This is a genomic window from Streptomyces sp. NPDC001796 (assembly GCF_042892355.1).
Lineage (GTDB): Bacteria > Actinomycetota > Actinomycetes > Streptomycetales > Streptomycetaceae > Streptomyces.
In genome coordinates this window covers 355,850-379,679 of record NZ_JBIAUC010000004.1, presented here as the reverse complement: position 1 = coordinate 379,679, position 23,830 = coordinate 355,850, and the positions used below count along the sequence as shown (strand labels likewise).

Annotated in this window: 19 protein-coding genes; 14 read left to right on the top strand and 5 right to left on the bottom strand. The window is 70.5% G+C overall.

Features of this window, described 5'->3' with window-relative positions:
- Positions 1-127: 127 nt before the first annotated feature.
- The 5 genes from ACFYZE_RS11330 to ACFYZE_RS11310 all read left to right on the top strand — a co-directional run bounded on the left by ACFYZE_RS11330 (position 128) and on the right by ACFYZE_RS11310 (position 5,699).
- Positions 128-880, top strand: coding sequence for a GntR family transcriptional regulator (locus ACFYZE_RS11330; protein ID WP_388991158.1), 753 nt, complete (start codon positions 128-130; stop codon positions 878-880).
- Positions 881-1,349: 469 nt separating this feature from the next.
- Entirely contained in the window at positions 1,350-1,532 is a 183-nt protein-coding gene (locus tag ACFYZE_RS11325) for an SPOR domain-containing protein (RefSeq protein WP_388991156.1), read from the top strand.
- A gap of 91 nt (positions 1,533-1,623) precedes the next feature.
- Positions 1,624-2,040: a (deoxy)nucleoside triphosphate pyrophosphohydrolase gene (locus ACFYZE_RS11320; RefSeq protein ID WP_388991154.1), complete on the top strand. Its 417-nt coding sequence runs from the start codon at positions 1,624-1,626 to the stop codon at positions 2,038-2,040.
- Positions 2,041-2,381: 341 nt separating this feature from the next.
- On the top strand, positions 2,382-2,813 hold the full coding sequence (locus tag ACFYZE_RS11315) for an ATP-binding protein (RefSeq protein ID WP_388991152.1): 432 nt from the start codon (positions 2,382-2,384) through the stop codon (positions 2,811-2,813).
- A gap of 276 nt (positions 2,814-3,089) precedes the next feature.
- Positions 3,090-5,699, top strand: coding sequence for a SpoIIE family protein phosphatase (locus tag ACFYZE_RS11310; protein WP_388991150.1), 2,610 nt, complete (start codon positions 3,090-3,092; stop codon positions 5,697-5,699).
- On the opposite strand, the gene ACFYZE_RS11305 is transcribed toward ACFYZE_RS11310, so the two are convergent.
- On the bottom strand, positions 5,662-7,188 hold the full coding sequence (locus ACFYZE_RS11305) for a TPM domain-containing protein (RefSeq protein WP_388991148.1): 1,527 nt from the start codon (positions 7,186-7,188) through the stop codon (positions 5,662-5,664). The genes ACFYZE_RS11310 and ACFYZE_RS11305 overlap by 38 nt on opposite strands.
- A 196-nt stretch (positions 7,189-7,384) precedes the next feature.
- On the opposite strand from ACFYZE_RS11305, the gene ACFYZE_RS11300 reads away from it, so the two are divergent.
- Both ACFYZE_RS11300 and ACFYZE_RS11295 read left to right on the top strand, forming a co-directional pair.
- The gene (locus ACFYZE_RS11300; protein WP_388991146.1) at positions 7,385-7,684 is read left to right on the top strand and encodes a hypothetical protein; all 300 of its coding nucleotides are present in this window, start codon (positions 7,385-7,387) and stop codon (positions 7,682-7,684) included.
- Positions 7,681-8,670 (top strand): phosphotransferase family protein, encoded by a 990-nt coding sequence (locus ACFYZE_RS11295; protein WP_388991145.1) that lies wholly within the window; start codon positions 7,681-7,683, stop codon positions 8,668-8,670. Before ACFYZE_RS11300 ends, ACFYZE_RS11295 begins: the two co-directional genes overlap by 4 nt.
- 85 nt (positions 8,671-8,755) lie before the next feature.
- On the opposite strand, the gene ACFYZE_RS11290 is transcribed toward ACFYZE_RS11295, so the two are convergent.
- From ACFYZE_RS11290 to ACFYZE_RS11275, 4 genes are read right to left on the bottom strand one after another with little or no spacing between them, the layout of a single operon-like run.
- Positions 8,756-9,526, bottom strand: a complete 771-nt coding sequence (locus ACFYZE_RS11290; protein ID WP_388991143.1) for a succinate dehydrogenase/fumarate reductase iron-sulfur subunit — start codon at positions 9,524-9,526, stop codon at positions 8,756-8,758.
- Positions 9,523-11,496, bottom strand: coding sequence for a fumarate reductase/succinate dehydrogenase flavoprotein subunit (locus tag ACFYZE_RS11285; protein WP_388991141.1), 1,974 nt, complete (start codon positions 11,494-11,496; stop codon positions 9,523-9,525). The genes ACFYZE_RS11290 and ACFYZE_RS11285 overlap by 4 nt, the downstream gene beginning before the upstream one ends.
- A gap of 18 nt (positions 11,497-11,514) precedes the next feature.
- Positions 11,515-12,348, bottom strand: a complete 834-nt coding sequence (locus ACFYZE_RS11280; RefSeq protein ID WP_388991139.1) for a hypothetical protein — start codon at positions 12,346-12,348, stop codon at positions 11,515-11,517.
- A gap of 20 nt (positions 12,349-12,368) precedes the next feature.
- Positions 12,369-12,659 carry a hypothetical protein gene (locus ACFYZE_RS11275; RefSeq protein WP_388991137.1) on the bottom strand — a complete coding sequence of 97 codons (291 nt, stop codon included), beginning with the start codon at positions 12,657-12,659 and terminating at the stop codon, positions 12,369-12,371.
- Positions 12,660-13,031: 372 nt separating this feature from the next.
- Between ACFYZE_RS11275 and ACFYZE_RS11270 the strand changes: the two genes are divergently transcribed.
- From ACFYZE_RS11270 to ACFYZE_RS11240, 7 genes are all read left to right on the top strand, one after another.
- Positions 13,032-15,083: an ABC transporter family substrate-binding protein gene (locus tag ACFYZE_RS11270; RefSeq protein ID WP_388991135.1), complete on the top strand. Its 2,052-nt coding sequence runs from the start codon at positions 13,032-13,034 to the stop codon at positions 15,081-15,083.
- A 260-nt stretch (positions 15,084-15,343) separates the two neighbouring features.
- Positions 15,344-17,260 (top strand): translational GTPase TypA, encoded by a 1,917-nt coding sequence (gene typA / locus ACFYZE_RS11265; RefSeq protein WP_388991133.1) that lies wholly within the window; start codon positions 15,344-15,346, stop codon positions 17,258-17,260.
- Between the two features lie 617 nt (positions 17,261-17,877).
- On the top strand, positions 17,878-19,497 hold the full coding sequence (locus ACFYZE_RS11260) for an ABC transporter substrate-binding protein (RefSeq protein WP_388991131.1): 1,620 nt from the start codon (positions 17,878-17,880) through the stop codon (positions 19,495-19,497).
- Between the two features lie 150 nt (positions 19,498-19,647).
- Positions 19,648-20,574, top strand: coding sequence for an ABC transporter permease (locus ACFYZE_RS11255; protein WP_388991129.1), 927 nt, complete (start codon positions 19,648-19,650; stop codon positions 20,572-20,574).
- A complete protein-coding gene (locus ACFYZE_RS11250; RefSeq protein ID WP_388991127.1) occupies positions 20,567-21,505 on the top strand; it encodes an ABC transporter permease in 939 nt (312 codons plus the stop codon). The genes ACFYZE_RS11255 and ACFYZE_RS11250 overlap by 8 nt, the downstream gene beginning before the upstream one ends.
- A gap of 11 nt (positions 21,506-21,516) precedes the next feature.
- Complete coding sequence (locus ACFYZE_RS11245) at positions 21,517-22,578, top strand: ABC transporter ATP-binding protein (protein ID WP_388991125.1); 1,062 nt, start codon at positions 21,517-21,519, stop codon at positions 22,576-22,578.
- A complete protein-coding gene (locus ACFYZE_RS11240) occupies positions 22,571-23,719 on the top strand; it encodes an ABC transporter ATP-binding protein (protein ID WP_388991123.1) in 1,149 nt (382 codons plus the stop codon). The genes ACFYZE_RS11245 and ACFYZE_RS11240 overlap by 8 nt, the downstream gene beginning before the upstream one ends.
- Positions 23,720-23,830: the final 111 nt, after the last annotated feature.

Genomic DNA, 23,830 nt, shown 5'->3' with positions numbered 1-23,830 from the left:
AAGTGCCTGGGTAATGCCCGCGGTAGGGAGAAGTCATCACATCGGGTGATTCTTTGGCCTGTGCTTGCGTGGTGGAACCGACGGTTGCCAGGCTGTTGCTGTCTGTACAACCTGATGGGAGCGGCCAGTGACTTTCGGTGAGCAGCCGGCGTATCTGCGTGTCGCGGGTGATCTCCGCAAGAAGATCGTCGACGGTCTGCTGCCACCGCACACCCGGCTGCCGTCCCAGGCCCGCATCCGAGAGGAGTACGGCGTCTCGGACACGGTCGCCCTGGAGGCGCGCAAGGTGCTGATGGCCGAGGGGCTGGTGGAGGGCCGCTCGGGGTCGGGCACCTACGTCCGGGAGCGGCCGGATCCGCGGCGCATCGCCCGCTCCGGGTTCCGGCCGGAGAGCGGCGCGACCCCGTTCCGCCAGGAGCAGGCGGACGCCTCCGTGCGCGGGACCTGGGAGTCGCACAGCGAGCAGACGGCGGCGAGCGACACGATCGCCGAGCGGCTCGCCATCCAGCCGGGTGACCGGGTGATGTGCACGAAGTACGTGTTCCGGGACGCGGGCGAGGCGATCATGCTGTCCACGTCGTGGGAGCCGCTCGCGCTGACGGGACGCACCCCCGTGATGCTGCCCGAGGAGGGCCCGCTCGGCGGCATGGGGGTCGTGGAGCGGATGGCGGCCATCGACGTGGTCGTGGACAACGTCACGGAGGAGGTCGGCGCCCGCCCCGGCCTGGCGGAGGAGCTCCTGGCCCTGGGCGGCGTCCCCGGTCATGTGGTCCTGGTCATCCAGCGGACGTTCTACGCCTCGGGCCGCCCGGTGGAGACGGCGGACGTGGTGGTGCCGGCGGACAGGTACCGGGTGGCGTACCACCTGCCGGTGAAGTAGCCCGAAGCCGGTGCGGTAGCCGGAAGGGGGCGGCGGCTCGCCTCCGGGCGCAGCGCGGCACCGGCCTCGGCGAGCCCACGGCGTGCGCCGCCGACAAGCCGACGTGCGCCGCCGTCAAGCCTCACCCCGGCCGTCGCGCCCGCCCTTCCTCAAGTCGCCGCCCCGGGCCCTCGGTTGTCCGCCGCCCAGGCTGTCCCGCCGCTGCAATCCGGTCGTTTCCCGCCGCCTGCCCCCGGCGCTTCGCGCTGCTCTGCGTGCATCAGGGGCGGGTTAGGGGGCGCGTGTGACGGCGCGCGCCCCCTCTGTCATGGCTGGTTGCGTACCTCTTTGTGAAAAGGCGGATTCGCTGCGTGAAGGTAAGGCGTAGGCTCGGGCATATGCGCAGTGCGGTTTCCTTGGTGGGCGGGGCGCGGCGGAAGCCGGAGACGGTACTCGGGCGGGCAGGGGCGGGAAGGAGCGGTGGGGCGCGATGAACGACAGCACGGTCACTCTGCCCTGGCTCGTCATACGGCAGGACGACAACGGCAACCGCTACCGCGTGGGCAGGTACGCCACCCGCGCCGAGGCGCAGAAGATCGTGGACAGTCTGGGCGACCGTGGCCACAAACAGCTCTACTGGGTCGAGCGCATCGGGCAGAACGGAGGCACGTGAGCCGCACCCGTCGCGCGTGGGCGGTCCGTCCCGCGCCGGTGGCCCGTCCCTCGCGGGTGACCCGTCGCGCGGCTCCCGTAGGCTCCGGCGCATGACGCAACCGATCGTGGTGGTCGGCGCCGCCGTGCTGGACGGCGGCCGCCTGCTGGCCGCCCGCCGCAGCGCACCCCCGGAACTCGCCGGCCGCTGGGAACTGCCCGGCGGCAAGGTCGAACCCGGAGAGACCCCCGAGCAGGCCCTCGTGCGCGAGCTGAGCGAGGAGCTCGGCGTCACGGCGGAGCCGGTCGCACGCATCCCGGGGGAGTGGCCCCTCAAGCCCGGGTACGTCCTGCGCGTGTGGACCGTCCGCCTCGTCGCCGGCACCCCCGAACCCCTCCAGGATCACGACGTCCTGCGGTGGCTGACCCCCGAGCAGGTCTGGGACGTCGACTGGCTCGAGCAGGACGTCGCGGCGGTCGAAGCGGTACGCGCCGCGTGGCAGCCGCTCCCTCACCACGGCGCCTCGTAGCGGCTCGGACTCGCGCCCTCCGGGCGGGCCACGGCAGTTCGGCGGCCGTGCGCGGACGTGTGAACTCGGGCGCCCGTGCATGGATTCGGTAAAACCTGTGCTCGCCGTGTGAGGAGCGCGTGTGGCCGCGCAGGCCGGAATGCCACGTTCCCCACCTGCGGAAAAGCCACAAGTCGCGCCCGGAGCGGGGGCGTCCGGGTCTCTCTGCGGCTGGTGGTGATGGGGCTGCTGTTGCTCCAGGGGCTGGCGCCCCATACGCCGTTCGTGCCACAGTGCGCCCCAGTGCGCGGTAAGGCGCCATTGATATCGGGTATGTGCCCATTAACCCCACTAAACCGGACATGGGTGGGCTCCTGGCCTGGGAAGTGATCGGCGTGCTCGACACCCAAGGCGAAAGCGCCGAGTGGACGTTCCCCGCTGACCCCGGTGCGGTCCGCACCGCCCGCGCCGTAGTCCGGGGCAAGCTGCGCACCTGGGGTCTCGACGAGCTCGGCGATGTAGCCGCGCTGCTGGTCAGCGAGCTGGTCACCAACTCGATGCGGCACGCCACCGGCCCCATCGGTGTCCGCCTGGTCCGGGCCGCCGGCCCCGTGCCCACCCTGCTCGTCGAGGTCTCCGACCCGCTTCCCGACCTGCCCCGCGAGCGCAAGGCCCGCTCCGACGAGGAGGACGGCCGCGGTCTACAGCTGGTCGCCCACTCCTCGCGCCGCTGGGGGATGCGGCCGGCGGACATCGGGAAGACGGTCTGGTTCGAGCTCGTGGTTCCGTGCTGACCGCGGTCACCCGGTGCACGGCAGCGCGCCACCCGCGCGGTCGGCGGGGCGCGCACCGACCGATCGGATCGAGCCAGGAGCGCGGGCGATGTTCTTTGGTTCGAGCGGGCGCCACCTGGTTAGAAGACTGGGAGTATGGCCCGGCCGGTCCAAAAACCATCGGGATCGTGCTGTGATCGTGAACACCGTGTTGTGCGGCACCGTAGTGCTGGATACTGCGGGCAGCCGCCCCCGGTGACCGGTGCCGGACGCGGTGAGCTGGAGGGGACGGTTCGCGTGAGCGAGATACCAGCGAAGGCCACGGAGTCCGAGGACCCGTCGGACGGCGCGAGGGGCGGGGCCGCGGTCGACGCCGCCGCGGCCGTCGAACCCCGTGACCCGGCGGGCGGCCCCCTCTGGCAGAGCAGTCCGCCCGGCTCCATCTACGACTACATCAAGGTCGCCTCGTTCTCCCTCGGCCCGGACGGGCTCGTCGACCAGTGGAGCCTGCGCGCCGAACGTCTCTTCGGCATCCCCGCCGAGCGGGCCGTGGGCATGGACCCCATCGAGGCGTTCGTCGCGCCGGAGCTGCGCGAGCGCGGCCAGCGCAAGATGACCGAGATCCTGGACGGCCGCGAGTGGACCGGCGTCATCCCCTACCGGCTGCCCGACGCGGAGCGGACCGAGGGGCTCGCCGAGGTCTATGTGATGCCCACCACGACGGAGGACGGCGAACAGGGCGCCGTGTGCATCATCGTCGACGCCCGCACCCTCCGCAGCATCGAGACCGACCTCGCCGCCTCGCAGGCGATATTCGGCCAATCTCCCTTCGGCTTCCTGCTGATCGACTCCGACCTGCGGGTGCGCCGCGCCAACGAGCGGTTCGCCTCCACGTTCGGCGGCTCGCCCGCCGACCACCGCGGGCGCACCGTCCACCACTACCTGGAGTCCCCGGAGGCCGAGCGCGTCACCGCCACGCTCCGGCGCGTCCTGGAGACCGGCCAGTCCATCACGGACATGCACATCACGGGGTTCGTCCCCGGCTCCGACGAGCGCAAGCACTGGTCCGTCAACCTCTACCGGGTGCACAGCGGCAGCGGCCGGCCCATCGGGATCGCCTGGCTCGGAACCGACATCACCGCGCGCCGCGCGGCCGCCCGCGAGGCCGCCGCCGCCCGCCGCAACCTCGCCCTGCTGAACGAGGCCGGCGCCCGCATCGGCAACTCCCTCGACCTGGAGACCACCGCCCGCGAACTCCTCGACGTCGTCGTGCCCGGTTTCTGCGACCTCGCCACCGTCGACCTCTACCAGGGCCTCCTGGCAGGCGACGAGACCCCGCCGGGCCTGCCCGACGGCAGCGCCGAGCTGCGCCGCGTCGCGTTCGCCAGCGCCGTCTCGGACGCGCCCCTGGCCGGCGGTCCCGCGCCCGTCGAGGTCGGCGCGGTGCACCACTTCTCCTTCAACTCGGCCTTCGCCGACGCCCTGCGCACCGCGCGCCCCCGGCACATCTCCGCCGAGGACGGCGGCCTGATCCAGTCCACCCTCGCGGTCCCGATGGTCGCGCACGACACCGTGGTGGGCCTCGCCCAGTTCTCCCGCACCAAGGGCAGCGAGCCGTTCGGGGAACGCGACCGCGCGCTCGCCGTGGAACTCGCCGCGCGCGCCGCGGTCTGCATCGACAACGCGCGCCTGTACCGCCGCGAACACGAACGGGCGCTGATCCTGCAGCGGTCCCTGCTGCCGCCGGGCGACCCGGAGGCCTCCGGGCTGGACATCGCCTGCCGGTATCTGCCGGGCAACGCGGCCACCGGACGGCCGAGCGAGGTCGGCGGCGACTGGTTCGACGTCATCGAACTCCCGGGCCATCGCACCGCGTTGGTGGTCGGCGACGTCATGGGCCGGGGCCTGCGCGCCGCCGTCGCCATGGGCGAACTGCGCACCGCCGTGCGCACGTTGGCCCAGCTCGATCTCGAACCGGCCGAAGTCCTCGCGCAACTGGACGAGATCGCGCGCGGCCTCGGCGCCCCGGGAGGGATCCAGCAGGCCACCCGTGCCGCCCGCCGGCCCCGCGAGGCCGACCTGTCCGAGGTCTACCTCGCGACCTGCGTGTACGCGGTCTACGACTCGGTGACGCGCCGCTGCACCTTCGCCAACGCGGGCCATCTCCCGCCGGTGCTCGTCGAGCCGGGCGAGCCCGCGCTGATGCTGGACGTGCCGCCCGGGCTGCCGCTCGGCGTGGGCGGCGAGCCGTTCGAGGAGGTCGAGGTCGAACTCCCGGAGGGAGCGCTGCTGGCGCTCTACACGGACGGCCTGGTGGAGTCCCGCGACCACCCGCTGGACGAGGGCCTGCAGGCGTTCGTCGGCGCCCTCACCGACCCCTCCCAGCCACTGGAGGATGTCTGCGACCAGGTCCTCAACACCCTGGACACCCATCACGGCGAGGACGACATCGCGTTGCTGATGGCACGTGTACAGGGACTGCCGGCCGACTCCGTCGGCGACTGGACGCTGCCCCGCGAGCCGCGCAGCGTGGGCCGCGCCCGGGAGTACGCGCGCGCACAGCTGCTCAGCTGGGACCTCGAGCCCCTGGTCGACACCGCCGAACTCCTCGTCAGCGAGCTGGTCACCAACGCGTTGCGCTACGGCGAGGGCGATATCAGACTCCGGCTGTTGCTGGACCGCACGCTGGTGTGCGAGGTGTGGGACTCGGGCCTGGTCCAGCCGCGCCGCCGCCGCGCCCGGGACACCGACGAGGGCGGCCGTGGGCTGCAACTGGTCGGCATGCTCTCCGCGGCCTGGGGCTCGCGCCGTACGCCGCGCGGCAAGACGGTGTGGTTCGAACTCCCGCTGCCCGGCGGTGAGGGCGGCGTCACGGACCCGGCGGAGGCGTTGCTGAGTCTGTTCTAGGCGCCGAGTCCTTGTCTTCGGGCCGGGGCCGGCTCTCGGCCGGCGCGGTACGGAACAGCTCACCGCCGTCCCTGCGCCCCCGGGTGGCGGGCCCGCCGAAGCTCGCGGGCCCGCCGCGGCAGCCCGGGCGGTGCCGCGCATCGAGCAGGATGCCGCCGAGCACGGCGCCGCCCGTCCACAGACCCTCGCCGTACGGCGTCCCGTACGCCCGTACGTCCCGCTCCGCGAGCCGGCGGGCCTCCCGGGCGAGTGCGTCGGCCTCACGGGCGTCGGCGAGGGCGTCGGCCGGGGCGGGGACGGGCGGCACAGCGGTGTTCACCGCGCCGCGCAGCCGCCGCTCGGCCTCCGCGAGCCGCGTCCGCGCCTCCCAGCCGACGGCGCCGCGGTGCGTGGTCACCTGGTCGGCGGCCGCCCCGACGGTACTGCGGGCGACGAGCACGGCCCGCTCCAGCCGCCTGAGCGCCCCGGGGCCCCGCGCCACCCGGTGCAGGGCCCGGTCCAGCCCGGCGGCCACCTGCTCGATGCGCCGCAGCGCGCCCACGGGGTCGTAGGGCCCCTCTCCGTTCCGCTCCTCCCGCACCCGCGCCACCACCGACTCCGCGTGGGCGATCGCCCGGGCGGTGTCCGTGCCCAGGAGCCCGCGGGCCTGGGAGAGGTCGGCCTCCATGTCGGCCAGGGCCGTGGGCAGGCGGTCCGCCGCCGCCGTCAGGTCCGCGGCGAGCCGGACCACACCGTCCACGAGGACCGCCGCCTGGTCGGTCGCGGCCTCGGCGGCGCGCAGCAGGGCCACCGCGTCGTCCGTCGCGCCGTCCCCCATCGCCTGCCGCGCCCGGTCCAGGACGGTCGTGGCGAAGAGCAGCCGGTCCTTCGCCTGTTCGTCGTGTCCGGCCACCGGCAGACAGGCCGACAGGGCGTACCGCGCGCGTGTCTCGCCGAGTGCGCGGTCCGCGTCCGGGGCCCGTGCCGTCACCTCCCGCAGCCGCGCCTCGGCACGCTCCAGCGCCTCGCCCGCGGTCCGCTCCAGCGCGCGGATCCGGTCGAACTCGGGCGCCTGAGCGTCCAGCCGCCGTCCGGCCGCCTCGCACCGCTCGATGATCTCCTCCAGCAGCCCCCGTGCCTGACCCTCCCCGTCGTCGTACCGCCGGCGCAGCCGGAACGCCTGTGCCAGCTCCGCCTCGGCGAACCCCACCGCCTCGGCGCACTCCCGTACCGCCGGGTCCCCGAACGCCTCGGCCGCCCGGCCGAGTTCCTCCCGGCTGGTGCGCACACAGTCGTCCGTCTCGACGAGCAACCGCCGGGCCCGCCGGTCGAGTTCGTCCAGCGGTACGACGGTGGGCAGCATCCCACGGGGCGTCGTACGGGTCGCCGCGCGCAGCCTGCGCCGCAGCGACGCGTACGCCGCCACGGCGACGGCGGCGAGCGCGGCGACCAGCGGCAGCACGAGATCCCCGGTGGAGGTGTGGTGCGGTACCAGCACCACGGCGAACACGACTGGCACCCTCCGCACGGCTCGGAACACGGCGGCCGGGCGTGGCCGGCGTCGACGGTGGGGCGGCGTCACATTTCGGAGCGTATGGCTGAATACGCGGCGCCGCGACCGGGGTGCGGCGCGTGGTGTACGGGGGGCGGATCTGGTCCTTCGCAGCGGTTGGTGCCATGATCAGGCCAACGAACCGGGGGGCCGGATGCTGCACATCACCTCACTGATCGCCGTGTATGTGGTCGTGGTGCTCTACGCCGTCGCGGGCGTCCTCGTCCTCACGACCGGCCGGGTCGCGCCGTGGGCGCGGGGGGAGGTGCTGCGGCCGCATCTGTGGGGCTCCGGAGCGCTCTTCTTCGCCGGGGGTATGGGCCTGTGCCGATACGCCTCCACCGTGCGCGACCTCACCGTCCTCGACATCCTCTTCTCCGTCGGCCTGCCCCTGATGATCTGCGGCGGAGTGCTGCAGTTCCTGGGCCGGCGCGTCGGCCGCGGGTCCGCATGAAGCCCGCACGGACACCCCTCACCCGCGACGAGCTCGCGCCCTTGGTCCGCGGGGCCCTGGGCCCCACCCGCCGTCTGGACACCGTCACCCGGCTGCGCGGCGGCTCGAAGAAGGGCGTCTACCGGCTCGCCCTCGACGACGGCTCCACCGCTGTCGCCTACGTCTGGTCACCCGGCGAGGACTACTGGGACGCTCCGCCCGCCGACCTCCGCGACCCCTTCTCGCACGCCTCGGGACTCGACCTGTTCACCGCCGCCCACGACCGTCTCACGGCCCTCGGCATCCCCACACCGCGCCTGCTGTTCGCCGACCCCACCCACACGCACCTGCCGGCCGACGCCGCGATCGTCGAGGACCTCCCCGGCGGCACCCTGGAGGAGCTGCTGCGCCGCGACCCGCACGCGGCGACCGGCCCGCTGAAGGACCTCGCCGCCACCCTGACCGCGATGCGCGCCCACACCGCCCCCTGCTTCGGCAAGGTCGCCCTCGTCGACGACGGCGGATCCGCGCACGGCACCTCGTGCGAAGCCGTCGTACGGGACCGCGCACTGCCGGACACCGAGGAGGCCGCGGCCCGCGAGCCCCGAATCGCGGCCGTGCGCGACCGGCTCGTCCGCCGCCTCGCCGAACTCTTCGCGGCCGTGCGGCCCCGCGACCGCCACACCCTCGTGCACGGCGAACTGGGCCCGGACCACCTCCTGCTGGACGCGGACGGCCGCCCGGCACTGATCGACATCGAGGGGCTGATGTACTTCGACGCCGAGTGGGAGCACGCCTTCCTCCAGCTCCGCTTCGGCCGCCACTACGAGGCCCTGCGCACCGACGACCTCGACGAGGACCGGCTGCGCCTGTACCGCCTCGCCCTGCACCTCTTCCTGGTGGCGGGCCCCCTCAGGCTCCTCGACGGCGACTACCCGGAACCGGGGCCGATGCGGGGCATCGTGGAACACAACCTGGAGCGCGCACTGGAGTTCGTACGACGATGAACGGCCACGGGCTCGGCGGTGTATTTCGCCGGCACGGCGATAAAGATGTCGGCCCGGCGCCCCGCCCGTCCCCGGGCCGCCGCCGCTACGAAGAACGCCTCCTGATCTTCGAGCCCAGCCACACCAGCGGGTCGTACTTGCGGTCGACCGCCCGTTCCTTCAGCGGGATCAGGGCGTTGTCCGTGATTTTGATGCCCTCTGGGCAGACCTCCGTGCAGCACTTGGTGATGTTGCAGTAGCCGAGGCCGTGTTCGTCCTGGGCCGTGCGCTTGCGGTCCACACCCCGCTCGGCCGCCGCGTCCAGCGGGTGCATGTCCAGTTCCGCGACCCGCATGAGGTAGCGCGGGCCCGCGAACGCCTGCTTGTTCTCCTCGTGGTCGCGCACCACGTGGCAGGTGTTCTGGCACAGGAAGCACTCGATGCACTTGCGGAACTCCTGAGAGCGGTCCACGTCCTCCTGCATCATGCGGTACTCGCCCGGGCCGAGCCCCGCGGGCGGGACGAAGGCCGGGACCTCGCGCGCCTTGACGTAGTTGAAGCCGACGTCCGTCACCAGGTCGCGGATCACCGGGAAGGCGCGCAGGGGAGTGACGGTGATCGTCTCCTCCCGTTCGAACACCGACATCCGGGTCATGCACATCAGCCGCGGCCGCCCGTTGATCTCCGCCGAGCACGAACCGCACTTGCCGGCCTTGCAGTTCCAGCGCACCGCGAGATCCGGGGCCTGGGTGGCCTGCAGACGGTGGATGATGTCCAGCACCACCTCGCCGTCGTTGACCTCGACCTTGAAGTCCTCCAGGCCGCCACCGCTCCCATCGCCCCGCCACACCTTGAAGCGGGCTTCGTAGCTGCTCATTCGTACAGCTCCTCTTCGGCGAGGTACTTCACCAGCTCCTCCTTCTCGAAGAGGGCGAGCAGGTCGGGGCGGATGGGTTCGGTGGTCTCCCGGGTGAGCGCGATCTGGCCCCGGACCGGGTCCGTCGCCGCCAGGCCCCCCGTCGGGTCGGTGAGCCGGCACAGCAGGTTGACCCGCCGCCACGCGCGGTCCATCGACGGGAAGTCCTCGCGGGTGTGGCCGCCGCGCGACTCCGTGCGTTCCAGCGCGGCCCGCGCCACGCACTCACTGACCAGCAGCATGTTCCGCAGGTCCAGCGCCAGATGCCAGCCCGGGTTGTACTGCCGGTGCCCCTCGACGCCCGCCCGGCGCGCCCGCACCCGCAGCTCCGCCAGCTTCTTCAGCGCCTGCTGCATCTCGGACTCGCGGCGGATGATGCCGACCAGGTCGTTCATGGTCTGCTGGAGTTCCTGGTGCAGCGCATAGGGGTTCTCCGGCGGGCGGCCCTCCTCCCCGATGTCCTCGCCGGGCGCCGGACCCTCCGCCGAGAACGGGCGCAGCGCCTCGGCCGCCGCCGTGTCGACCTGTACGTCGTCCACACGGGGCCGCTCGGCCAGTCCCATGGCGTACTGCGCCGCGTGCAGGCCGGCCCGGCGCCCGAACACCAGCAGGTCGGAGAGCGAGTTGCCGCCCAGCCGGTTGGAGCCGTGCATCCCGCCGGCCACCTCCCCGGCCGCGTACAGGCCCGTGACCCCGCGGGCCGCCGCCGTGTCGGAGTCGACCGCCACGCCGCCCATCACGTAGTGGCAGGTCGGCCCGACCTCCATCGCCTCGGCGGTGATGTCGACGTCCGCCAGCTCCTTGAACTGGTGGTACATCGACGGCAGCCGGCGCCGGATCACCTCGGCGGGCATGCGCGTCGACACGTCCAGGAAGACACCGCCGTGCGGGGAACCCCGGCCCGCCTTCACCTCTGCGTTGATGGCGCGCGCCACCTCGTCCCGGGGCAGCAGCTCGGGCGGGCGGCGGTTGTGGTCCGGGTCGTCGTACCAGCGGTCGGCCTCCGCCTCCGTCTCCGCGTACTTCTCCTTGAACACGTCGGGGATGTAGTCGAACATGAACCGCTTGCCGTCCGCGTTCATGAGCACCCCGCCGTCGCCGCGCACCGACTCGGTGACGAGGATGCCCTTCACCGACGGCGGCCAGACCATGCCCGTGGGGTGGAACTGCACGAACTCCATGTTCAGCAGCGGCGCCCCGGCGAGCAGTGCCAGCGCGTGCCCGTCGCCGGTGTACTCCCACGAGTTCGACGTCACCTTGAAGGACTTGCCGATGCCGCCCGTCGCGATCACGACGGCGGGTGCCTCCAGGACGAAGAAGCGGCCGGACTCACGTGCGTAGCCGAAGACCCCGCAGACGCGGTCCCCCGCGGCGGAGCCGCTGTCAGGCACGGACTTCAGGACCCGGGTGACCGTGCACTCCTGGAACACCTTCAGCCGGGACTCGTAGTCGCCGGTCTCGTCCTTGTCCTCCTGCTGGAGGGCGACCACCTTCTGCTGGAGCGTGCGGATCAGCTCGAGCCCCGTGCGGTCGCCGACGTGCGCCAGGCGCGGGTACTCGTGGCCGCCGAAGTTGCGCTGGGAGATCTTCCCGTCCTGCGTACGGTCGAAGAGGGCACCCCAGGTCTCCAGCTCCCAGACCCGGTCGGGTGCCTCACGCGCGTGCAACTCGGCCATCCGCCACTGGTTGAGGAACTTCCCGCCGCGCATGGTGTCGCGGAAGTGCACCTGCCAGTTGTCGTGCGGGTTGGCGTTGCCCATCGCCGCCGCGATGCCGCCCTCCGCCATCACCGTGTGCGCCTTGCCGAACAGTGACTTGCAGATCACGGCCGTGCGGGCGCCGCGCTCGCGGGCCTCGATGGCGGCGCGCAGCCCGGCGCCGCCGGCCCCGACCACGACCACGTCCCACTCCTGCCGGTCGACCACGGACATCACAAGGCCTCACTGTCGTCAGAAGAAGCGCGGATCGGCGAAGGCGCCGGACGCCACCAGGTACACGTAGAAGTCGGCGAGGGCGACGCTGACCAGGGACGCCCACGCCAGCAGCATGTGCCGGGCGTTGAGCCGGCTGATGAACACCCAGGCCCTGTAGCGGACCGGGTGCTTGGAGAAGTGCTTGAGCTTTCCGCCGACGATGTGCCGGCAGGAGTGGCAGGAGAGCGTGTACGCCCAGATCAGCGCGATGTTCACCAGGAAGACCAGGGTGCCGAGCCCCATGTGGCCCCAGCGGTAGTGCTGGTCGCGGAAGGCGAGCACGGTGTCGTAGGTGAGGACGCCCGCCACCAGGAGCGCCGCGTAGAAGAAGTACCGGTGGACGTTCTGCAGGACCAGCGGGAAGCGGGTCTCGCCGGTGTACTTCTTGTGCGGCTCCGCCACCGCGCAGGCCGGGGGCGACGCCCAGAAGCCGCGGTAGTAGGCCTTGCGGTAGTAGTAGCAGGTCAGGCGGAAGCCCAGCGGGAAGATCAGGATGATGATTGCCGGGGAGATCGCCCACCAGCTGCCGAAGAGGTCCGCGTTCGGCCCCGCGTGCATCGTGCGGCACCGCTCCGCCAGGCACGGCGAGTAGAACGGCGAGACGTACGGCGCGGCGTAGTAGTGCGCGTCGGCGAAGGCGCGCCAGGTCGAGTACACGACGAAGGCCAGCAGCCCCGCGGCGGTGCCGGCCGGGGCCAGCCACCAGCGGTCGGTGCGCAGGTGGCGCCCGGGGATCGCGGCGCGCCTGCCGGTCCGCTCACCGCCGGGCGCGGGGGCGTGGGTGTCGGGGGATTCGGTGCCAGTGGCCAACTTGGGACGCACCTTCTTCGTCAGGGGGCGTGCCGGTCGCGGGCGCCGAGACCCTCGTCGTCCGAGTCCGTCCACAGGGTGGTGTCGTACGGGGTGTCGGGGATGGCGACGAGATCGGGTCGCCGCAAGACGCCTGCCGCGCTGGCCGCCTCGCGCAGCAGCGCCACGCTCTCGCGCAGGTGGTCGGCGTCGGTGCGGACACGGCGGATGTCGAGCCCGCCGCTGCCCATCTGCCGCTCCAGCCGCCCCACCGACCGGCACAGGTCGTCGAGGCAGCGCTGGACCGATGTCAGTTCCTCGTGCACGGACATGACGTGACCTCGCTTCCACGGGTCTCTCGGACCGGGCCGGCAACGCTCATGCGCCTGCGAGTGTTGCGCGTCACACCGATCGTAGGGAAGGGACATGCAGCGATTGGCCGACGCACGGGGGTGTGTGCGGGTGTGTTTTCGAATTTCCCGCCACTCCGGGGCGAATGCAGCTGGGGTCCGGACAGGCGGCCGGCTGCGCCACATGGGTGAGCTTGCCCCGCCGCGTCGTCGTGTCGCCGCATCCCGCCGGACCTCTTCCTCTTCAGTGGGCGCATACATCTGATCAACTCCAAATACCCCCAATACTCCCAAACCGGATCATAACGCCCTAACCCCGCTCATCCGCGGAGCGGCCCCTCGGAGGTAGACGTGATGTCCCACGACGGCGTCGGACCGCGCGCGGTGCTGCGCTCGGTCGCGTTCCTCACCGCGGGAGCCCTCGCGGCCTCGGCGCTCGCCGCCTGCAGCGCCGACGACGAGCAGAAGAGCAAGCCGGTCGCCGCCCAGGACGTCGCTCCCGCCGCCCGCGCCCTCGTCTCCGACGGAGGCACCCTGCGCTGGGCCGTCGACTCCGTGCCCGAGACCCTGAACACCTTCCAGGCGGACGCCGACGCCGCGACCACCCGGATCGCGGGCGCCGTCCTGCCCTCGCTGTTCCGGATGGACGCGCAGGGCCGCCCACAGCCCGATCCGGACTTCCTGGAATCCGCCAAGGTGGTGTCGACCGAGCCCAAGCAGGTCGTCGTCTACCGCCTCAACCAGCAGGCCGTCTGGAGCGACGGCCGGGAGATCGGCGCCGACGACTTCGCCGCCCAGTGGCGCGCCCTCGCCGGCAAGGACAACGCCTACTGGACCGCCCGCAACGCCGGCTACGACCGCATCGAGAAGGTGGAGCGCGGCGCGAACAACCTCGAGGTCAAGGTCACCTTCGCCAAGCCGTACGCCGACTGGCGGTCACTGTTCTCACCGCTGTACCCGAAGGACGTCACGGGCACCCCGGACAGCTTCAACGACGCGGCCAGAGGCGGCCTGAAGGTCACCGCCGGGCCCTTCTCCCTCGCCAAGGTGGACCGCAAGGGCGGGGAGGTCACCCTCGCCCGCAATCCGCGCTGGTGGGGACGGCCCGCCAAGCTCTCCCAGATCGTGCTCGTGGCCGTGCCGCTCGACCAGCGGGCCGCCGCGCTCGCCGACGGCAGGGTCGACATGGCGGAGGTGAACCCGGAGGACGCCGAGCGCATCACCCTCGCCGCCCGCGACAAGGGCAGCAAACCCCTCCAGGGCCCCTCCGCGACCCCCAGCGGCGCCACGGGCGCACCCGGCCCCGAACAGCAGCAGGCCCTGCGCGGCTTCGTGATCCGCAAGTCCCTGGAACCCGCCTACACCCAGCTGGCCCTCAACGGCTCCCGGGGCCCCCTCACCGATGAGCGGGTGCGCCGGGCGATCGCCCGTGCCCTGGACCGCACCGAGCTGGCCGGGCTGGTCCTCAAGCCGCTCGGGTTGCCCGCCGTTCCGGTCGGCAGCCACCTCGCGCTCGCGGGGCAGGACGCCTACCAGGACAACAGCGGCTCCCTCGGCAAACAGGACACCGCCCAGGCCACGGCGCTGCTGACCGAGGCGGGCTGGGTGCCCGGCGGCACGGTCAAGGAAGAGCCGAAAAAGAAGAAGAGCGCCGCCGGGCCCCAGGACAACAAGCCGCCCGCCCAGCACGACCCCCGCGACCACGCGAACAAGCCCGCCGACGAGCAGGCGGGCAGGCACCTCGACGGCGAGATCCAGCAGGAGCAGGGCCGGCGTCCGGGCGGGGCGCCGGGGGCGTACGCGCCCAAGGGCACGGCCGCTCCGGGCGGCGCCGCCTCCGGGGTGCTCGCCAAGGACGGCAAGGCGCTGCAGCTGCGGTTCGTACTGCCCTCCGGACCGGGGGCGAAGACCCTGCGGACCGTCGGCGACCGCATCGCCCGCATGCTTCAGAAGATCGGGATCCGCACGGAGATCACCGAGGTCCCCGACGACAGCTACTTCAAGGACCACGTCGCGTCCGGGGACTACGACCTGGCGCTGTACTCCTGGCCCGTGACCGCCTTCCCCGCGACCGACGCCAGGCCGATCTTCGCCAAGCCGGTACCGGCGGCGGACGGCTCGCTGAGCGTCGAACAGAACTACACGCGGGTAGGCACCGACCAGGTGGACCAGCTCTTCGACCAGGCGATCGCCACGCTGGACGAGGACGAGGAACGGGACCTGGTCCGCAAGGCCGACGCCCGCATCTGGGCCACGGCGGCCTCGATCCCGCTGTACCAGCGCCCCCAGCTCACAGCCACCCGCACCAACCTGGCGAACGCGGGCTCGTTCGGCTTCGAGACCCCGGTCTACGAGGACATGGGCTACCTGAAGAAGGGCGCCAAACCGTCCCCGCGGGCTTCCTAGCTGCGGGCAGTCGTGCCGCTGGGGCGGCACGGGTGGGCGCAGCGGCACCTGCCAGCGCCGGGAAGCGCACCCAACCCCCGCCCAGCCCCAGCACCGGGTGCCCCGGAACCAGACCTGAGCTGCACCAACGTAACCCGGCCCCCCTCAGCGGCGGCGCCCCCGTACCATGGGGTGAGGCCGTGGCACGTTCAGCCCGGCAGGGCGCGCGTACCGAGGACGTACGCGCAGCCGTCCTCACCACTCCGGGAGTACGCCGCAATATGGCTGTGACTGCAACGCGTCACGACATCCGCAACGTCGCCATCGTCGCCCACGTCGACCACGGCAAGACGACCATCGTCGACGGCATGCTGAAGCAGGCCGGCGCCTTCGCCGCCCACCAGCTCGAGCAGGTCGACGACCGGGTCATGGACTCCAACGACCTGGAGCGTGAGAAGGGCATCACGATCCTCGCCAAGAACACGGCGGTGAAGTACCACCCGAAGGACGGCGGGGATCCGATCACGATCAACATCATCGACACCCCCGGCCACGCCGACTTCGGCGGCGAGGTCGAGCGCGGTCTGTCGATGGTCGACGGCGTCGTGCTGCTCGTCGACGCCTCCGAGGGCCCGCTGCCGCAGACCCGTTTCGTGCTGCGCAAGGCGCTCCAGGCCCGGCTGCCCGTCATCCTGTGCATCAACAAGACGGACCGCCCCGACGCCCGTATCGACGAGGTCGTCAACGAGACCTACGACCTCTTCCTCGACCTGGACGCGGACGAGGAGCAGATCGAGTTCCCGATCGTCTACGCCTGCGGCCGTGACGGCATCGCCTCGCTGACCAAGCCGGAGAACGGCACGGTCCCGGCGGACTCCACCAGCCTGGAGCCGTTCTTCTCCACGATCCTGGAGCACATCCCGGCCCCGACCTACGACGAGGAGGCCCCGCTCCAGGCGCACGTCACCAACCTGGACGCCGACAACTTCCTCGGCCGTATCGCGCTGCTCCGCGTCGAGCAGGGCGAGCTGCGCAAGGGCCAGACCGTCGCCTGGATCAAGCGCGACGGCACGATCAGCAACGTCCGCATCAGCGAGCTGATGATGACCGAGGCCCTCACCCGCAAGCCCGCCGAGAAGGCCGGCCCGGGTGACATCTGCGCCGTCGCCGGCATCCCCGACATCATGATCGGCGAGACCCTGGCGGACCCGGAGAACCCGGTCGCGCTGCCGCTGATCACGGTCGACGAGCCCGCGATCTCCATGGTCATCGGCACGAACACCTCGCCGCTGGTCGGCAAGGGCGGCACCGGCAAGGGCGCCAACGCCAAGGCCACGGTCAAGGACCGCAAGGTCACCGCCCGCCAGGTCAAGGACCGTCTCGACCGCGAGCTGGTCGGTAACGTCAGCCTCCGGGTGCTGGACACCGACCGCCCGGACGCCTGGGAGGTCCAGGGCCGCGGTGAGCTGGCGCTGGCCATCCTGGTCGAGCAGATGCGCCGTGAGGGCTACGAGCTGACCGTGGGCAAGCCGCAGGTCGTCACCAAGGAGATCGACGGCAAGGTCCACGAGCCGTTCGAGCGCATGACGATCGACGTGCCCGAGGAGCACATGGGCGCGGTCACGCAGCTCATGGGCGTCCGCAAGGGCCGTATGGACAACATGTCCAACCACGGCTCGGGCTGGGTCCGCATGGAGTTCGTGGTCCCCTCCCGCGGTCTGATCGGCTTCCGCACCGAGTTCCTGACCAGCACCCGCGGCACGGGCATCGGCCACTCCATCCACGAGGGCTTCGAGCCCTGGGCCGGGCCGCTCCAGACCCGTAACAACGGCTCGCTGGTGGCCGACCGCTCCGGCAGCGTCACCGCGTTCGCGATGACCAACCTCCAGGAGCGCGGCACGCTGTTCGTGGAGCCGGGCACCGAGGTGTACGAGGGCATGATCGTCGGCGAGAACTCCCGCTCCGACGACATGGACGTCAACATCACCAAGGAGAAGAAGCTCACCAACATCCGGTCCGCCACGGCCGACATCGCCGAGTCGATCGTGCCGCCGCGCAAGCTGTCGCTCGAGCAGTCCCTGGAGTTCTGCCGCGACGACGAGTGCGTCGAGGTGACGCCGGAGGCGGTCCGCATCCGCAAGGTCGTCCTGGACCAGCGCGAGCGGGCCCGCGCCGCGAGCCGCGCCAAGCACAGCTGATTCCAGGCCACGTACGACAGGGTCGGGCGCTCCGCGAGACGGGGTGCCCGGCCCTGCCGCGTAAACGGCGGGATAGGGAAAACCCTTCACTTCTCCAGGGGGCCGCACAGCCCGACCTGTGCGCACTACCCTGCTGCCGAGGTGCATTCCGGCCATGCCAGGCGGATCGCCGGCGAACGGGCTTTGCGGGGGCGGCCGTTCACCCGAAGAGGACGGCTCGAGCACGCTGTGCATCGGTGTGCGGATACGCCAGTGGCGCCCCCGCACACCTTCACCGTAACCGCAACCGGATTTTTTCCCCCGAGTGTCCGGAATGCGGACACCCGACCCCGGTAGATGTGTAACAAGTCCGTTTCGCAGGGATCTTTCGGCAAACCGTTTGTCCGGATTTTGGAAGATGTACGGGCCAGGTGTGATGGAACCGAGACCTTAGGGGTGTGGTTCGTCCCTGGTCGATGGCAGATAGTTAGGCGCGTAGAGCTCGGATCAAAGGGTCACGCCGCTGGTGGCGCCGACTCACGAGCGCGGGGGCACCTGACCATTTCAGGCACCGGTGACGGTGATGCGTCTTGTGCCCCTCCATGCGGTGAACCAATGGACTCATGAGGAGGAGCCCCATGCGTGGTGCCAAGAGCGCCAAGTGGGTTGCGATAGCCGCGGTTGTGGCGCTGGGTGCGACGGCCTGTGGTGGTGGCGGGGACAGCGGCTCTGGCGGCGGCAAGAGCAACGGCATCGTGTCGATGGAGATCGGTGAGCCGCAGAACAGCCTGGTCCCCACCAACACGTACGAGACCGAGGGCGGCCAGGTCATCAACGCTCTCTTCACGGGTCTGACCAAGCTCGACGGCAACAACAAGGTCGTCAACGCCATGGCGCAGTCGATCGAGACCAAGGACAACAAGGTCTGGACGATCAAGCTGAAGCCGGGCTACACCTTCCACAACGGCGAGAAGGTCACCGCCCAGTCCTTCATCGACGCCTGGAACTACGGCGCCAACCAGACCAACGCCCAGCAGACCAACCCGCTGTTCAGCCACATCCAGGGCTACAAGGACCTGAACCCGGGCGAGGGCAAGAAGCCCAAGACCGACAAGATGTCGGGTCTGAAGGCCATCGACGACAACACCCTCCAGGTCACCCTGGACGGTCCGTTCTCGGCGTTCCCGTCGCAGCTGTCCTTCACCGCGTTCGTCCCGGTGCCCAAGGCGTTCTTCAAGGACCCGAAGGGCTTCGGCGAGGCCCCGATCGGCAACGGCCCCTTCATGATCAAGGGGAAGGTCAAGCACAACCAGGAAATCGACACCGTCAAGTACGACAAGTACCCGGACGCCTCGAAGATCGAGGTCAAGGGTGTCGACTTCAAGATCTACTCGAACCTGGACACGGCCTACAAGGACCTGGTCGCGGGCAACCTCGACATCGACATCAACGTCCCGACCTCGGGTCTGCCGACCTACAAGAAGGACCTGCCGGGCCGCACGATCGACGAGGCCGACTCGGCCGTCGGCTACATCGGCTTCCCGATCAAGTACAACAAGGCGTTCCAGAACGCGGACCTGCGCAAGTCCATCTCCATGGCGATCGACCGGAAGACGATCGCCGAGAAGGTCTTCGTCGGTGCCCGTACGCCCGCGGACGACTACATCAGCCCCATCATCGACGGCTACCGCAAGGGCGCCTGCGGTGAGGCCTGCACCTACAACCCGAGCAAGGCCAAGGAGCTCTACAAGCAGGCCGGCGGGCTGCCCGGCAACACGCTGGAGATCGGCTACAACGCCGACGGCGGCCACAAGGAGTGGGTCGAGGCGGTCGCCAACCAGCTCCAGCAGAACCTGGGCATCAAGGTGACGGCCAAGCCGTTCGAGCAGTTCCAGGCCATCCTCAACGACCTGGACGCGAAGAAGTACCAGGGCGCGTTCCGCATGGCCTGGAGCATGGACTACCCGGACATGGAGGACTACCTCCGTCCGGTCTTCTCGAAGGACGCCATCGCCAACGGCTCCAACTACTCCGGTTACGTCAACGAGGAGTTCGAGAAGCTCCTCGTCAAGGGCGACCAGGCCCCGACGCACGAGGACGCCGTCAAGATCTACCAGCAGGCCGATGACGTCCTCCTGAAGGACCTGCCGTACATCCCGGTGTACTTCTACACCCTGAACGCAGGCTTCAGCGAGAACATCAAGTCGATGACGGTCGCCGGCCACCAGGTCCTCTGGGACACGGTCAAGCTCGGCTGAGCCGTATCTGAGCAGGTCCGACACGCGGCCAGAGGGTGAGCAGGGGGAGGGGCTCGAAGCCTTCCCCTGCTCACCCCTTCTGCCGTCTCCCGTCCGACAGTGCCGCCGCCCCGGCCACGGGCGGATCGAGCACCCCCCTCTGGAGCACCCATGGGCCGATACGTCGTGCGCCGCCTCCTGCAGGTGATCCCTGTGGTGATAGGCGTCACGTTCATCATCTTCTGCCTGGTCTTCGCGCTGCCCGGCGACCCGATCCAGGCACTGGCCGGCGACAAGCGCGCCGACCCCAACATCGCGGCGATCATCCGCGCGCACTACCACCTGAACGAGCCGCTGTACCAGCAGTACTGGCACTACATCAGTGGCGTCTTCACCGGTGACCTCGGTGAGACCTACAACGGCCGTGCCATCTCGGACATCGTCGCCGAGCGGTTCCCGGTCACGCTCAAGCTGGGCCTGACAGCCTTCGCCATCGAGGCCGTCATCGGCATCCTGGCGGGCATCATGTCGGCGCTGAAGAAGGGCAAGTTCCTCGACAACGTGGTGCTGGTCGCCACCCTCCTGCTGATCTCCATCCCGGTCTTCGTGCTGGGCAGCGTCCTTCAGCTGGAGCTCGGCGTGAACCTCAAGGCCACGCCGGTCGCCGGCATCGACAAGGGCTGGCCGCAGAGCTACATCCTCCCGGCCATCGTGCTCGCCTCGACCTCGATGGCCTATATCGCGCGACTGGTACGGACGAGCCTGACGGAGTCGCTCCGGGCGGACTACGTCCGCACCGCGATCGCCAAGGGCCTGCCGCGGCGCCGGGTCATCGGCCTGCACGCGATGCGCAACTCCCTGATCCCGGTCGTCACCTTCCTGGGCTTCGACCTCGGCGCCCTGATGGGCGGCGCCATCATCACCGAGCGGGTGTTCAACATGCCCGGTATCGGTGGCCAGCTGGCCCAGTCCGTCTATCTGCGCGAGCGGCCGATCGTCGTCGGGCTGGTGACCCTGCTGGTGCTGATCTACCTGGCCGCCAACCTCCTCGTAGACCTGATGTACGCCGTGCTCGACCCGAGGATCCGCTATGAGTGAGAAGACGATAGAGAGGCCCACCACCGACGAGGCCTCGCTCGCCAAGGAGATCGAGGCCGAGGAGAAGGCGGCGGCCCGTCAGGCCAGCCTGCTCAAGGACGGCTGGGCGGACCTGCGCAAGCGGCCCATGTTCATCGGGACCGCCTTCATCATCGTCTGCCTGCTCGCGCTGGCGATCGTGCCCAGCCTGTTCACGGCACGCTCCCCGTTCTCCGACGGTTTCTGCCAGCTGCAGAACTCCATGAACGGGCCGTCGTCCGGGCACTGGTTCGGCTTCGACGTGCAGGGCTGCGACATCTACACGCGGACCGTGTACGGCACCCGGAACTCGATCGTCGTCGGTGTGGTGACCACCGTCGCCACCACCCTGCTCGGCGGCCTGCTGGGCATGCTGGCCGGTCTGGTCGGCGGCTGGATCGACGCGGTGCTGTCCCGGATCACCGAGGTCTTCTCGGCCCTGCCGCTCATCGTCGGCGGTCTGCTGATCATGTCGATCTGGGGCGGCGGCGACGTGTGGACGGTGTCGTTCATCATGGCGATCCTCGGCTGGCCGCAGGTCTTCCGGATCATGCGTGGCGAGGTCATCTCGAACAAGTACAACGACTACGTGATGGCCGCCCGTGCGCTCGGCGCGGGCTCGGGTCGGATCGCGTTCCGGCACATCCTGCCGAACACGCTCGCCCCCGTGATCGTCATCACCACCATGAACCTCGGTGTCTACATCGCCGCCGAGGCCGCCCTGTCCTACCTGGGCATCGGCATCCAGTACCCCAACATCTCGTGGGGTCTGATGATCAGTGACGCCCAGGACCGGTTCCTGACCTCGCCGCACGCGCTGCTGTTCCCGGCCGGCGCCCTGAGCATCACCGTGCTGGCGTTCATCATGCTCGGCGACGTCGTCCGCGACGCCTTCGACCCGAAGATGCGCTGAGGGAGGCGTACGTGACCACCATCCAACCGACGGACGCCGTCCCGGCACCGCGACCCGGCGACGCCCAGAAGACCGGCCCGCTGCTCGAAGTGCGTGACCTGCACGTCGAGTTCCAGACCCGCGAGGGCGTGGTCCGGGCCGTCAACGGCGTCAACTACTCGGTGAACTCCGGGGAGACGCTCGCCGTGCTCGGCGAGTCCGGCTCCGGCAAGTCCGTGACCGCGCAGGCGATCATGGGCATCCTCGACATGCCGCCGGCCCGCATCCCGCAGGGCGAGATCCGCTTCTACGGCGAGGACATGCTGAAGATGTCCGCCGAGGAGCGGCGCAAGCTGCGCGGGGCGCGGATCGCGATGATCTTCCAGGACGCGCTCTCATCGCTCAACCCCGTGCTCAGCGTGGGTTTCCAGCTCGGTGAGATGTTCCGCGTCCACCAGGGGCTGTCCCGCAAGGAGGCCAAGGCCAAGGCGATCGAGCTGATGGACCGGGTGAAGATCCCGGCGGCCGCGGCGCGCGTGAACGACTACCCGCACCAGTTCTCGGGCGGTATGCGCCAGCGCATCATGATCGCCATGGCGCTCGCCCTGGAACCGGACCTGATCATCGCCGACGAGCCGACCACGGCCCTCGACGTGACCGTCCAGGCCCAGGTGATGGACCTGCTCGCGGAGCTGCAGCGCGAGTACCAGATGGGCCTCATCCTCATCACCCACGACCTCGGTGTCGTGGCGGACGTCGCCGACAAGATCGCGGTGATGTACGCGGGCCGCATCGTGGAGACGGCGCCGGTGCACGAGCTGTACAAGCGCCCGGCCCACCCCTACACCCGGGGGCTGCTCGATTCGATCCCGCGCCTGGACCAGAAGGGCCAGGACCTCTACGCGATCAAGGGCCTGCCGCCCAACCTGCTGAAGGTGCCGGGCGGTTGCGCCTTCAACCCGCGGTGCGAGAAGGCGCAGGACATCTGCCGCACGGAGCGTCCGCCACTGGTCCCGGTGACCGAGCCGGACGGAACGGAACTGCCCGGCCGCGCCAGCGCGTGCCACTTCTGGAAGGAGACGATCCATGGCTGAGCCGACCAAGACCGGCGAGCCGCAGGACGCGACACCGAACGTCTCCACCGTGGACGTCGCCGACGTGCACTCCGAGGAGGAGGCGGTCGCCGCCCTCGACGCGCCGGTCCACCGGGGCGAGCCGATCCTGCAGGTGCGCAACCTGGTCAAGCACTTCCCGCTGACACAGGGCATCGTCATCAAGCGCCAGATCGGCGCGGTGAAGGCCGTCGACGGCGTCTCCTTCGACCTCTACCAGGGCGAGACCCTGGGCATCGTCGGCGAGTCCGGATGCGGCAAGTCGACGGTGGCCAAGCTCGTGATGAACCTGGAGCGGGCGACCGCCGGTGAGATCTTCTACAAGGGCCAGGACATCACCAAGCTGTCCGGCAAGGCCCTCAAGGCGGTCCGCCGCAACATCCAGATGATCTTCCAGGACCCGTACACGTCGCTCAACCCGCGTATGACGGTGGGCGACATCATCGGCGAGCCCTTCGACATCCACCCCGAGGTGGCCCCCAAGGGCGACCGGCGCCGCAGGGTGCAGGAGCTCCTCGACGTCGTGGGTCTCAACCCGGAGTACATCAACCGCTACCCGCACCAGTTCTCGGGCGGTCAGCGTCAGCGCATCGGCATCGCCCGCGGCCTGGCCCTGAACCCCGAGGTCATCATCTGCGACGAGCCGGTCTCCGCCCTGGACGTGTCGGTCCAGGCGCAGGTCATCAACCTGATGGAGCGACTGCAGGACGAGTTCAACCTCTCCTACATGTTCATCGCGCACGACCTGTCGATCGTCCGGCACATCTCGGACCGCGTGGGCGTGATGTACCTCGGCAAGATCGTCGAGATCGGCGACGACGAGCAGATCTACGACCACCCGACGCACCCCTACACCCAGGCGCTGCTGTCGGCGGTCCCCGTGCCGGACCCGGAGGCCCGTGAGCACCGCGAGCGGATCATCCTGACCGGCGACGTGCCCTCCCCGGCCAACCCGCCCTCGGGCTGCAGCTTCCGCACCCGGTGCTGGAAGGCCACGGACAGGTGCGCCGAGGAGGTGCCGCTGCTGGCGATCCCCGAGCGCTTCAAGGACGCGGACTCCCCCGCGGCCCACGAGTCGGCGTGCCACTTCGCCGAGGAGAAGGACGTCGTGCACGCGGCCTGACGTCTGCCTGGCATCCGTTCGGTTCCCGGTACCTCGCGAGGTACCGGGAACCGGCCTTTTCCGGAGGTGACGGGCCGCCCGAGAGCCCCGAACAAGGGAGCTCCGGGCCTC

Bases quoted from the DNA above. Each gene is read 5' to 3' on its own strand.
- ACFYZE_RS11325 (WP_388991156.1), top strand. From the start codon at position 1,350: ATGAACGACAGCACGGTCACTCTGCCCTGGCTCGTCATACGGCAGGAC.
- ACFYZE_RS11320 (WP_388991154.1), top strand. From the start codon at position 1,624: ATGACGCAACCGATCGTGGTGGTCGGCGCCGCCGTGCTGGACGGCGGC.
- ACFYZE_RS11315 (WP_388991152.1), top strand. From the start codon at position 2,382: ATGGGTGGGCTCCTGGCCTGGGAAGTGATCGGCGTGCTCGACACCCAA.
- ACFYZE_RS11300 (WP_388991146.1), top strand. From the start codon at position 7,385: ATGCTGCACATCACCTCACTGATCGCCGTGTATGTGGTCGTGGTGCTC.
- ACFYZE_RS11295 (WP_388991145.1), top strand. From the start codon at position 7,681: ATGAAGCCCGCACGGACACCCCTCACCCGCGACGAGCTCGCGCCCTTG.
- ACFYZE_RS11290 (WP_388991143.1), bottom strand. From the start codon at position 9,526: ATGAGCAGCTACGAAGCCCGCTTCAAGGTGTGGCGGGGCGATGGGAGC.
- ACFYZE_RS11285 (WP_388991141.1), bottom strand. From the start codon at position 11,496: ATGTCCGTGGTCGACCGGCAGGAGTGGGACGTGGTCGTGGTCGGGGCC.
- ACFYZE_RS11275 (WP_388991137.1), bottom strand. From the start codon at position 12,659: ATGTCCGTGCACGAGGAACTGACATCGGTCCAGCGCTGCCTCGACGAC.
- ACFYZE_RS11270 (WP_388991135.1), top strand. From the start codon at position 13,032: ATGTCCCACGACGGCGTCGGACCGCGCGCGGTGCTGCGCTCGGTCGCG.
- typA (WP_388991133.1), top strand. From the start codon at position 15,344: ATGGCTGTGACTGCAACGCGTCACGACATCCGCAACGTCGCCATCGTC.
- ACFYZE_RS11260 (WP_388991131.1), top strand. From the start codon at position 17,878: ATGCGTGGTGCCAAGAGCGCCAAGTGGGTTGCGATAGCCGCGGTTGTG.
- ACFYZE_RS11255 (WP_388991129.1), top strand. From the start codon at position 19,648: ATGGGCCGATACGTCGTGCGCCGCCTCCTGCAGGTGATCCCTGTGGTG.
- ACFYZE_RS11250 (WP_388991127.1), top strand. From the start codon at position 20,567: ATGAGTGAGAAGACGATAGAGAGGCCCACCACCGACGAGGCCTCGCTC.
- ACFYZE_RS11240 (WP_388991123.1), top strand. From the start codon at position 22,571: ATGGCTGAGCCGACCAAGACCGGCGAGCCGCAGGACGCGACACCGAAC.